The organism is Sinomonas soli (genome assembly GCF_054782415.1).
Genome location: NZ_BAAGSN010000015.1, coordinates 1 through 8422, shown reverse-complemented (window position 1 = coordinate 8422; position 8422 = coordinate 1). Strand labels below are relative to the sequence as shown.

9 protein-coding genes are annotated in these 8422 nt (G+C 72.5%); 4 read left to right on the top strand and 5 right to left on the bottom strand.

Annotated features, from left to right (window positions below; genetic code table 11):
• Nucleotides 1-761: class I SAM-dependent methyltransferase (locus ACYVKZ_RS13450; protein ID WP_460992760.1), on the bottom strand; the 761-nt coding region annotated here is incomplete at its 3' end.
• Between the two features lie 105 nt (nt 762-866).
• Here ACYVKZ_RS13450 and ACYVKZ_RS13445 point away from each other — a divergent pair.
• The 3 genes from ACYVKZ_RS13445 to ACYVKZ_RS13435 all read left to right on the top strand — a co-directional run bounded on the left by ACYVKZ_RS13445 (nt 867) and on the right by ACYVKZ_RS13435 (nt 3352).
• Entirely contained in the window at nt 867-2228 is a 1362-nt protein-coding gene (locus tag ACYVKZ_RS13445; RefSeq protein ID WP_460992759.1) for an MATE family efflux transporter, read from the top strand.
• A 48-nt stretch (nt 2229-2276) separates the two neighbouring features.
• Nucleotides 2277-2900: a hypothetical protein gene (locus ACYVKZ_RS13440; protein WP_460992758.1), complete on the top strand. Its 624-nt coding sequence runs from the start codon at nt 2277-2279 to the stop codon at nt 2898-2900.
• A gap of 65 nt (nt 2901-2965) precedes the next feature.
• Complete coding sequence (locus tag ACYVKZ_RS13435; RefSeq protein WP_460992757.1) at nt 2966-3352, top strand: hypothetical protein; 387 nt, start codon at nt 2966-2968, stop codon at nt 3350-3352.
• Nucleotides 3353-3356: 4 nt separating this feature from the next.
• On the opposite strand, the gene ACYVKZ_RS13430 is transcribed toward ACYVKZ_RS13435, so the two are convergent.
• The gene (locus ACYVKZ_RS13430; RefSeq protein ID WP_460992756.1) at nt 3357-3911 is read right to left on the bottom strand and encodes a CGNR zinc finger domain-containing protein; all 555 of its coding nucleotides are present in this window, start codon (nt 3909-3911) and stop codon (nt 3357-3359) included.
• 81 nt (nt 3912-3992) lie between these two features.
• On the opposite strand from ACYVKZ_RS13430, the gene ACYVKZ_RS13425 reads away from it, so the two are divergent.
• Nucleotides 3993-5000 (top strand): EamA family transporter, encoded by a 1008-nt coding sequence (locus tag ACYVKZ_RS13425; RefSeq protein ID WP_460992755.1) that lies wholly within the window; start codon nt 3993-3995, stop codon nt 4998-5000.
• A gap of 120 nt (nt 5001-5120) precedes the next feature.
• Here ACYVKZ_RS13425 and ACYVKZ_RS13420 read toward each other — a convergent pair whose 3' ends face one another.
• The 3 genes from ACYVKZ_RS13420 to ACYVKZ_RS13410 form a co-directional block, all read right to left on the bottom strand.
• On the bottom strand, nt 5121-7382 hold the full coding sequence (locus ACYVKZ_RS13420) for a heavy metal translocating P-type ATPase (RefSeq protein WP_460992754.1): 2262 nt from the start codon (nt 7380-7382) through the stop codon (nt 5121-5123).
• Nucleotides 7383-7386: 4 nt separating this feature from the next.
• The gene (locus ACYVKZ_RS13415; protein ID WP_307114242.1) at nt 7387-7617 is read right to left on the bottom strand and encodes a heavy-metal-associated domain-containing protein; all 231 of its coding nucleotides are present in this window, start codon (nt 7615-7617) and stop codon (nt 7387-7389) included.
• A 78-nt stretch (nt 7618-7695) separates the two neighbouring features.
• On the bottom strand, nt 7696-8034 hold the full coding sequence (locus ACYVKZ_RS13410; protein ID WP_460992753.1) for a metal-sensitive transcriptional regulator: 339 nt from the start codon (nt 8032-8034) through the stop codon (nt 7696-7698).
• Nucleotides 8035-8422 lie beyond the last annotated feature (388 nt).

The following is an 8422-nucleotide window of genomic DNA, read 5'->3' as shown; positions in this document are numbered from 1 at the left end:
AACGGCCGGCCGCCGAGCCGGTCATCGAGCACCCGCGCCACGTCCGCCGTGATCTGCACGGGGTCCCCGTATCCCTCGCGCAGCTCGTTGGCGAGCGGCGTTCCCTGGCAGTGGGCCAGGGCGATCGCGTGCGCGGACGTCGGGGCGCTGACGTGCCCGACGGTACGGACGTCGACGTCCGAGAAGCCTGCCTCCTCGAGCTCGGCCCGGATGAGGTCGTGGTCGGTGTACCCGAAGGGCACCCGGCGGTAGAACGTCGGCGTCCTGCCCGGGAAGAGCTCGGCGAGGGCCTGTTCGACGAGGAGGGTCACCTCGTTGCCCTCGAGCGGGCCCCAGACGGCCGCGGTGATCCGGGCCCCCGGCCGGAGCACGCGGCGCGCCTCCGCATAGGCCCGGACCCGATCCGGGAAGAACATGATCCCGAACTGGCTCACCACCGCGTCGAAGGCCCCCTCCTCGAACGGGAGCTCCTGCGCGTCGGCCTGCTGCCACCGGACGGAGTCGGAGGCGGGGAGGACGTGGTGGGCCCGGACCAGCATGGCGGGGTTGAGGTCCGTGGCGGTGATCGTGGCGCCGGGGAGGACCCGGTGGAGCGTCCTCGTGACCACCCCCGTGCCGGCAGCGGTCTCGAGCACGCTCGCGGGGTCGGCGGCCGCGACCTCGGCAGCGAGGTCGTCCGCGAAGTCCTGGAAGACCATGGGCACGAGGACGGTGTCGTAGAGCTCCGGGATGGACCCCGTGAAGGCTGAGTCACCTGACATGCGATCAGTATGGGACCGGGGTACGGGGCCCGCCAGATTCGGGGGGCCCTCCCGGCCTGCGCCGGCGGCCCACTCCTGTCGGCCCCGCCGCCTACAGTGGGACGCATGGAGCAGGAGGAACGGGTCCACGTGCGGGCCGAGGGTGCGGCGCCGCGGTCTACGGCGCGCGAGATCCTGCGCCTCGCCGTGCCTGCCTTCTTCGCCCTCATCGCCGAGCCGCTCTTCCTCCTCGCCGATTCCGCGATCGTCGGGCACCTCGGTGTCGCCGAGCTGGCCGGGCTCGGGATCGCGACCACCGTGCTGCAGACCGCCGTGGGGCTGATGGTCTTCCTCGCCTACGGCACCGGGCCCGCCGTGGCGCGCTTCCTCGGCGCGGGGAAGATGGGCCACGCCATGTCCGCCGCGCGCGACGGCGCCTGGCTGGCCCTGCTGCTCGGCCTCGCCCTCGCGGCGCTCGGCTGGCTCACCGCCCCGGCGGTGGTCGGCCTCCTCGGGGGCCCGGCGGAGGTGCGCGGCTATGCGGTCGACTACCTGGTCTGGTCGATGCCCGGCCTCGTGGGCATGCTGCTCGTCTTCGCGGGCACCGGCGCCCTGCGGGGGCTCCAGGACACGAGGACCCCGCTGGTCGTCGCCACCGTCGGTTTCACGGGGAACATCCTGTTGAACCTGCTGTTCGTCTACGGCCTCGGCTGGGGGATCGCGGGCTCGGCCATCGGAACCAGCATCGCCCAGCTGGGGATGGCCGCCGCCTACCTGGGCATCGTGCTGCGGCGCATGCGGCACGAGGGTGTCGCCCTCGCACCGAGCCGGCGAGGCCTCCTGGGCGCCGCCCACGTGGGCTCGTGGCTCATGCTGCGCACCCTCACGCTCCGGGCGGCGATCTTCGCGGCCGTCGTCGTCGCCGCCCAGCAGGGGCCCGCGAACCTCGCCGCCCACCAGCTGGCCATGACGCTCTTCAATGTCCTCGCCTTCGCGCTCGATGCGCTGGCCATTGCCGCCCAGGCCCTCATCGGCAAGGAGCTCGGCGCCGCGAATGGGTCCCGGGCGCGGGCCCTCACCCGGACCATGGTGCGGTGGTCCCTCGTCTACGGCGCCATCACCGGGGCCCTGCTCGCGGCCTGCGCGCCGTGGATCGGGTGGATCTTCACCCCGGACCGGCAGGTCCACGAGGCGCTGCTGCCGGCCCTGCTCGTGCTCGCCGCAAGCCAGCCCGTGTGCGGCTACGTGTTCGTCCTCGACGGCGTGCTGATCGGCGCCGGGGACGCCCGCTACCTCGCGCTGGCGGGCGTGCTCAACCTCGTGGTCTACGCGCCCCTGCTCGTCTGGGCGGGCCTCTCCGGGGTGGGCGGCCCGGCAGGGCTCATGTGGCTCTGGGCGGCGTTCGCCGGCGGCTACATGCTCGCGCGGGCACTCACCCTGGGCCTGAGGTCGCGCGCCGACGCCTGGATGGTGCTCGGGGCGCACTAGCTGGCGCCGGCGGCGGGGCGGCCCGTGCCGGCTGGCTAGACTTGGCCCGTGCCCGAGAACCCGTCGACCCAGCCCACGGGCGTGCCTTCGGGCGCCCCCGCTCCCTCTGAACAGCGTGCCCTGGCCGGCCCCGTGATCCTCCGGGCGCTCGTCGCGCTCTGCTTCGGGGCGGTCACCGCCTTCTGGGGGACTCCGACGGCCACCGGTGCCGCCTGGTGCCTCGCCGCCTACTTTGTGGGGCTTGCTGCCGCCCGCGCCTGGCTGCTGCGCGAGGAGGGGCGCGCCGCGGACCCCGCACTCCGCCCCACCGCCGCCATCCGTCTGGCCTCCTCGGCCTGCTTCGGGCTCGCTGCGGCGCTCGGCCTCGGTCTCGGCGCGGCACCCGAGGCGGCCGTCATCGCCGTCGGCGGTGCCGTGGCCCTCGCACTCACGGGGCTCGCGGACGTGATCGCCGCGGTCGTCGGCCGGGGCCGGAGCCCGCTCGCGCGGGACGAGCTCATCGCCGGCGCCGTGCACCTCGGAGCCGCCGTGCTGCTGCCCTTCGTCGCCGGCCTGGGCGTCCACGCGCTGCTCGGAGTCGCCGGCGGCGCGGCCATCATCACGGGCGTCCTGCTCCTGATCGCCGGCTTGGGCCTGAGGCACGATTCCGCCGCCCAGCCCGACGTGGCCTAGAATCGATACGTTCTTTCTACTGTCCGTAGAAGCTCCCACGTTCCCCGGCCGCTTGAGGAGGGCCCATGTCTGATACACCGCGCGGCCCCCGCGTCGGGATCAAGGGCCCGCTCATGTTCTCGGCATTCTTCGGCGCCGTGGCCTTCGTGACGGTGCTCATCTTCGGCTCCGGCGGGACCGGCCACGGCCTCCGCTTCGACCTCGCATTCAGCGCCGCCGGCATCGCGTTCATCGTGTGCCTCGTCGTGGCCGCGATGCTCTCCATGAGCTACAAGGAGAACGCGGAGCACCTCGGCCGCGGCGACGGCGTCAACCTGCGCTCCGAGGACCGGCTCAAGCGCGCCAAGCGTCCTGCCAAGGGCGCTCCCGCGGACAGCGCCGAAGGCACCGCTGAGCCTGGCCGCGAGGCCGACGGCGGCGAGGCGCCCGACGCGCCCGGCCGGGAGGCCTGACTCCTCAGCTCGCCGCCTTGCGCTCCCGGTAGGCGCGCACGTGCGACCGGTTGGCGCAGTTCCCGGTGTCGCAGTATCGCTTCGAGCGGTTCTTCGTCAGGTCGATGAGCACGGCCTCGCAGTCCTCGGCCGCGCAGACGCGCAGCCGGTCGAGCTCCTTCGAGCGGATCACGTCGACGAACGCCATCGCCGCCTCGGTGCCCATCCGGTCCGGGAGCGGCGCCTGCGGGGTCGTGGCGTGCAGGTGCCAGTCCCAGTGGTCGTGCTTGACGAGCTGGGGCAGGGCCCGGGCCTCCCTGAGCAGGGCGTTGACGAGGTCCACGGCCTCGTCCTCCGCGGCGCCCCAGAGGGTGCGCAGCCGCGACCGGAGCGCCCGCACGCCGGCCAGCTCCGCGGCGTCATGCGTCCGCGAGCCCGTGAACTGCTCCTCGACCAGGAAGCGGTCGAGGTCCTCGCCGGTGGCCAGGTGCTCGCCGGCGACGGCGTCGAGGGGGTCGAGCGTGTTGACGAGGTTGACGACGCTGCGCAGCGCCACCTCGGTGTCATGGGCGAAGATCACGTTGACTCCTGACAGGATCGGGATCTACTGTCATCACCATACCCTTGCTTCACTCATGACACGATCTCTGGGAGGTGCCACGTGCTGTCCGCGAACCGTTCCGCATCCGGCCTCGTCTTCGCCCTGCTGTCCGCCGCCACGTTCGGCGTGTCGGGACCGCTCGGGAAGTCGCTCCTCGAGGCCGGGTGGACTCCCGGCGCTGTGGTCGGCGGCCGGGTCGGGCTCGCCGCCCTCGTGATGGCGGTCCCCGCGGTGTGGATGATGCGCGGCCAGTGGTCGCGGCTGCGGGGTGGAGTGGCCCTCATGGCGGCCTACGGCGCGATCGCCATCGCGCTGTGCCAGTTCTTCTACTTCAATGCCGTTGCGCGCATGAGCCCGCCGGTGGCGCTGATGCTCGAATACCTCGCCCCGATCATCCTCGTGGGCTGGGCCTGGCTGCGCACGCGGCACCGCCCGGGAACCCTGACCATCCTCGGGACCGTGACGGCGATGCTCGGGCTCGTGCTGGTCCTGGACCTCATGAGCGCCCAGCACGTCGATCCGGTCGGGGTGCTGTGGGGCGTCGCGGCGGCGGTCTGCCTCGCCGTCTACTTCGTCCTCTCCGCGAAGTCCGACGGCGTCCTGCCGCCCCTCGTGACCGTGGCCGGCGGGATGGTCTCCGGCGCCCTCACGATCGGCGTGCTGGCCCTCGTCGGGCTGCTGCCGCTCGGGGCGACCTTCGGCACCGTCCAGCTCCTGGGCGGCGAGGTCAGCTGGGTGGTCCCGCTGGCGGGGATCACGCTCGTCGCCGCGGTGCTCGCCTACACCTTCGGGATCATCGGCACCCAGCGGCTCGGCTCGAAGGTCGCGAGCTTCGTCTCGCTCACCGAGGTGCTCTTCTCGGTCGTCGCCTCGTGGATCATGATCGGCGACGTCCCGGGCCCGGTGCAGTTCGTGGGCGGCGCGCTCATCGTGGCCGGGGTGATCATGGTGCGCATGGACGAGCTTCGTGCCCCGGCCGCCGCCGTGGTCCCCGACTCCGCACCGGAGGCCCTGCCGGCGGCGGACCTCGCCACAGGCCCGCTGCCGGCCGTCAACCGCCCCGCCTGACCCCCCACCCCTTTCGCTTTCGGGTACGCATCTCGTCGCCCTTTCACGGTTTCGGGTACGCCGGCGCGTACCCGAAACGGCGTATCTGCGTCGAGATGCGTACCCGAAACGGGGGAGAAGTTAGGGGGTGAATCGCGTGAGCCGCAGCGAGTTGGCCACGACCAGGACCGAGCTCGCGGCCATGGCCGCGCCGGCGATCATCGGGTTGAGCAGCCCGAGCGCCGCGACCGGGATGCCGACGGTGTTGTAGAAGAACGCCCAGAACAGGTTCTGCCTGACGATCGCAAGCGTCCTGCGGGACAGGGCGATCGCCGCAGCCACCTGATTCAGGTCGTCGCCCATCACGGTCAGGTCCGCTGCCTCCCGGGCCACGTCCGTGCCCGAGCCCATCGCGATTCCAAGATCGGCCTGCGCGAGCGCGGGCGCGTCGTTCACACCGTCGCCGGCCATGGCCACGCGGGCCCCGCGGGACTGGAGCCGCCTGACCGCCTCGACCTTGCCCTCGGGGCGGACCCCCGCCTGCACGTCCTCCGCGGCGATGCCCACCTCCCCGGCGACCCGGGCGGCGACGGCCGCATTGTCCCCTGTGACGAGCACCGGCCGCAGGCCCAGCGCCCGAAGCCTGCCGATCCCCGCGGCCGAGCCCGGCTTCACCGAGTCGCGCAGCGCCACGATGCCGGCCGGGACGCCGTCGACGGCGACCCACACCGCGGTCGCTCCCGCCTCCTCGCGCTCCGCGAACCTGGCGTCCGCCCCCTCGTCGGGCGCGGAGCCGAGCTGGTCCGCCACCCAGTCGGTCCGGCCCACGAGCACGCGGCGCCTTTCCACAGTGCCCTCTACGCCGCCTCCCGGCGCGGAACGGAAGCCGACGACGGCGGGCAGGGAGCCGTCGTCGTGCGCCTGGCGCGCCGCCGCGGTGATGGCGAGGGCGAGGGGATGCTCGCTCGCCGACTCGACGGCCCCGGCGAGCCGGAGCAGCGCGGCGCGGTCGAGAGTCCCGAGGGCGTCGATCGTGTCGACGGACAGCCGCCCGGTGGTCACGGTCCCGGTCTTGTCGAGCACGATCGTGTCGACGGCGCGGGTGTCCTCGAGGATGTGGGCGCCGCGGATCAGGATGCCGAGCTGCGAGCCCCGTCCGCTGCCGGCGAGCAGCCCAATGGGGGTCGCGAGCCCGAGGGCGCACGGGCAGGCGATCACGAGCACGGCGACGGCGGCGGTGAATGCGGCGGGCAGCGCGCCGCCGAGCACGAGCCACAGGATGAAGGTGACGGCCGTGACCGCGAGGACCACCGGCACGAACACGGCGCTGATCCGGTCGGCGAGTCGAGCGATCGGGGCCTTGCTCGTCTGCGCCTCGGACACGAGCCTCGCCATCGCTGCGAGCGTCGTGTCCGAGCCCACGCGGGTGGCCTCGACCACGAGCCGGCCCGAGGTGTTGACGGTGGCGCCGGTGACACGGCTGCCCTCGGTGACCTCGACCGGGACGGACTCACCGGTCAGCAGCGAGGCATCGACGGCGGAGGCGCCCTCGCGGACCACCCCGTCGGTGGCGATCTTCTCCCCGGGTCGGACCACGAACAGGTCCCCGGGCACGAGCTGCTCCGCCGGGACCTCCGTCTCGACGCCGCCGCGCAGGAGGGTGGCGCGCTTGGCTCCACGGTCCAGCAGCGCGCGCAGGGCGTTGCCCGCCCGGGACCTGGCCCGCGCCTCGAGCCAGCGGCCGAGGAGGAGGAAGGTCGTCACGACGGCGGCCGTCTCGAAGTAGAGCGCCCCGCCGGACATCTCCATCGCGGGGTCCGCGGTCAGACCCGGGTCGGCCAGCAGCTGGACGAGCGAGTAGACGTACGCGGCCGTCACCCCGAGGGAGACGAGGGTGTCCATGGTGGAGCCGCCATGGCGGGCATTGATCGCGGCCGCGCGGTGGAACGGCCAGGCCGCCCAGGTGACGACCGGCAGGGTCAGGGCCGCAGCCCACCAGCCCCAGTGGGGGAAGTGGGCAGCCGGGACCATCGAGATCAGGACCACCGGGACGGCGAGCACCGCCCCGACCACGAGCCGCGGCAGCAGCGTGGGCGCGGGCGCCTCGTCGGCCTCCGCGGACGACGGCGCGGCCTCGCCCTCCGGGGGGACGGCACCGGGGCGGGGCTGGGCCTTGACCTTCGCGGTATAGCCTGCGGCGGCCACGGTCGTGATCAGCTGCTCGTTGCTGACGCCGACGGGAACCTCGACGCGGGCGGACTCGAGGGGGAGGTTCACCGAGGCGTGGACGCCCTCGATCTTCCCCAGCTTCCGTTCGACCCTGTTCACGCAGGAGGCGCACGTCATGCCCCCGATGTCGAGCTCGACGATGCGGGGGAGCTGCCCGGAGCGTTGCAGTTCCATGGACCTACGCGTCGTTGTCGACGACGACGTAGCCCGCCTCGGCGACCGCTTCGCTGATGGACTCGTGCTTGAGCCTGCGGTCCGACTGGATCGTCACTTCCGAGACGCCGCCGGCGTTGAGGTCGACCGAGACGTCCTCGACACCGTCGATCGACTCGATCTCCTCGGTGACCGAGCTGACGCAGTGGCCGCAGGTCATGCCGTCGACGTGCACGGTGGTGGTGAAGTGGCTCATGGTGCTCTCCTCTGGTTCGTGCTCTCGGTGTGGTGCTGCCCAGCGTAGGCCGGGGCAGTGGGACGGGCCCCGCAGCCGCTACCGCAGCAGCCGCCCGATGGCCTCGGTGGCCTCCTTGACCTTGGAATCGATCTCCTCGGCCCGCCGCCCGGGGTCCGCCACGTTCGCGGCGCCGACGACGCAGTGCCCGATGTGCTCCTCGACGAGGCCGAGGCTGACCGCGTGGAGTGCCTTGGTGACGGCCGCGACCTGGGTGAGGATGTCGATGCAGTACTTGTCCTCCTCCACCATGCGGGCGATCCCGCGGACCTGGCCCTCGATGCGCCTCAGGCGCCTCAGGTAGGCGTCCTTGTCCGCGGTGTAGCCATAGGGAGGCCCGGCATGCTGGTGCCCGGGAGCGTGGATGATCTCGTCCATGGCCCCGAAGCTATACCCGGCAGGGGTATAGGTCAAGTACCCACCCGGGGTATGCGCCAGGGGCTCCGGCCCGTGGACCGTTCCGCTCCCAGCGGTCAGTCCTGAGTGGCCAAGGGCGCAGCCCCCCGATTTGGCCGAACCGCGCCGAGCCGGTAATGTTTTCTGAGTCGCCGGAGCGGCTGCGAACTGATCGCAGACCGAACAGGGCGGCCAAACCCCTAGGAATTCCGCCGAAATGGTGCGCGTCCGCGTGCGCCTCGAAAGCGGAATTCTGGTTCGAATTTCTCGATCCTCTCCCGGAAGCGGGATTTGGAAAAAGAAATCGGATCGGGTAGGATTGAATCTTGTTGCTCCGGGAGGGCCTGGCCGGTTGGTTGGTCTGGTTGTT

Excerpts from the sequence above, each read along its gene's own strand:
- ACYVKZ_RS13445 (WP_460992759.1), top strand. The coding sequence starts at position 867 with ATGGAGCAGGAGGAACGGGTCCACGTGCGGGCCGAGGGTGCGGCGCCG.
- ACYVKZ_RS13435 (WP_460992757.1), top strand. The coding sequence starts at position 2,966 with ATGTCTGATACACCGCGCGGCCCCCGCGTCGGGATCAAGGGCCCGCTC.
- ACYVKZ_RS13420 (WP_460992754.1), bottom strand. The coding sequence starts at position 7,382 with ATGGAACTGCAACGCTCCGGGCAGCTCCCCCGCATCGTCGAGCTCGAC.
- ACYVKZ_RS13415 (WP_307114242.1), bottom strand. The coding sequence starts at position 7,617 with ATGAGCCACTTCACCACCACCGTGCACGTCGACGGCATGACCTGCGGC.
- ACYVKZ_RS13410 (WP_460992753.1), bottom strand. The coding sequence starts at position 8,034 with ATGGACGAGATCATCCACGCTCCCGGGCACCAGCATGCCGGGCCTCCC.